Origin of the sequence: Vreelandella maris (genome assembly GCF_013371085.1) — a bacterium.
Lineage (GTDB): Bacteria > Pseudomonadota > Gammaproteobacteria > Pseudomonadales > Halomonadaceae > Vreelandella > Vreelandella maris.
On sequence record NZ_JABWCV010000072.1, the window covers coordinates 1 to 1,671 of the forward strand.

The following is a 1,671-nucleotide window of genomic DNA, read 5'->3' on the forward strand; positions in this document are numbered from 1 at the left end:
CCTAACCAAAATGCTTGAGTGGAATTGAGGTCGCGACTCATGATGATCTCCAATGCTAAAGAGACCACCAGTGTGATCAGCCAACGTTAATGTGGGTAGATGGGTTTTATGGCGCGCTTACTGAATAAAAATATGCCGACAGCCCATAATCTGACTCATTGGCCATACTAAGGACTTCCTCTTCGCTGCTGAACCGATAACAAGCGGCCACAGGCCCGAAAGTCTCCTCGTGAGTGACCATCATCTTGGCATTGGCATTTCCGATCACCGTCGGCGGATAGAAGGTGCCGCCGAGTTCGCTAGGCTTGCCCCCTGCGAGGATCTCGCCCCCCTTTTCAGCGGCATCAGCAACATGGGCCTGAACCTTGTCGAGGGCCATCGCATTAATCAGCGGTCCTTGGCACGCTCCCTCACAGAATCCTTCCGATACCTTGAGTTCCGAAGCGGCTTGGGCCAGTTTACGCGTGAACTCCTCATAGACAGCATCTTGGACATACAAGCGGTTCGCACAGACACAGGTCTGGCCGGTGTTGCGGAATTTGGCTGCTATTGCACCCAGCACCGCGGCATCGGCATCATCGAACACGATAAAGGGAGCATTGCCGCCAAGTTCCAGTGAAAGCTTCTTGACGGTATCAGCCGCTTGACGCATTAGTAACTTTCCAACCTGTGTAGAGCCGGTGAAAGATAGTTTGCGTACGACCTTGGCGTCCATAATGGCACCACCGATGGCAGGTGCATCGCCAGACACCACATTGAAGACGCCGGCGGGTACACCCGCCTCCTCGGCCAGTGTTGCCAATGCCAGAGCAGAAAGCGGGGTTTCCTCGGAAGGCTTCAATACCATGCTGCAGCCGGCGGCAATCGCAGGAGCCGCCTTCCGAGTGATCATCGCCAATGGGAAGTTCCAGGGCGTGATAGCACCAACCACACCAATGGGTTCCTTTGTGACCAAGATACGCGAGTTGGCCTTGTGACTCGGAATCACATCTCCATAGATACGCTTGGCCTCTTCGGCGAACCATTCCAGGAAACCGGCTGCATAGGCAACTTCACCGAGGGCTTCAGTGAAGGGTTTCCCCTGCTCTGTAGTAAGGATTGTCGCCAGGTCATGCTGATTCTCCAGCATGAGTTCTCCCCAGCGGCGCACGATCTTGCTTCGTTCTTTTGCCGTCTTTCGACGCCAAGACCTGAAGGCCGTCTGGGCGCCCTCTATTGCAGACTGAGTCTCGTCTCTTCCAGCTTTAGAAACGTTTGCAATGGTGGAGCCACTGGCTGGATTGGTGACGGGGTATGTTTCATCGCCATACATCCATTTCCCGTTAGTTAATGAATAAGCCCGTCTGTAGGAGCGACATATTATTCAATTTCATAACCTTTCCTATAGAAGCTGCTAATAGGCCCGGGGTCTGCAAGACACCCCGGACCTTGTTTCTAGGTTCTGTCTGAAAAGTTGGCTCTCATGCATTGCTCAATGCAAGCCAGTGTCACCATGGCCTTGAAACTACTGGCCAGCTTGTCGTAACGCGTATTAAGCCGACGCTTTTCCATCAACCAGCCAAACAGACGCTCCACCACGTTACGCTGACGATATTTCGGCCGGTCAAATTGATGCGGAAGGCCAGGCTTCGGGCGTCGATGCATACGGCGCTGCGGAATGATGGGCCGCAT

At 53.8% G+C, this 1,671-nt stretch carries 2 protein-coding genes; both read right to left on the reverse strand.

Annotated elements, in window-relative coordinates; translation table 11 throughout:
- Positions 1 to 106: 106 nt before the first annotated feature.
- Entirely contained in the window at positions 107 to 1,312 is a 1,206-nt protein-coding gene (locus HUO07_RS21475; protein ID WP_176305137.1) for an NAD-dependent succinate-semialdehyde dehydrogenase, read from the reverse strand.
- Positions 1,313 to 1,434: 122 nt separating this feature from the next.
- A partial coding sequence (locus tag HUO07_RS21480) for a transposase (RefSeq protein ID WP_176305138.1) occupies positions 1,435 to 1,671 on the reverse strand: 237 nt, incomplete at its 5' end.

What these genes read in the sequence shown, in the direction of transcription:
- HUO07_RS21475 (WP_176305137.1), bottom strand. Translation starts at nt 1,312, where the DNA reads ATGTATGGCGATGAAACATACCCCGTCACCAATCCAGCCAGTGGCTCC.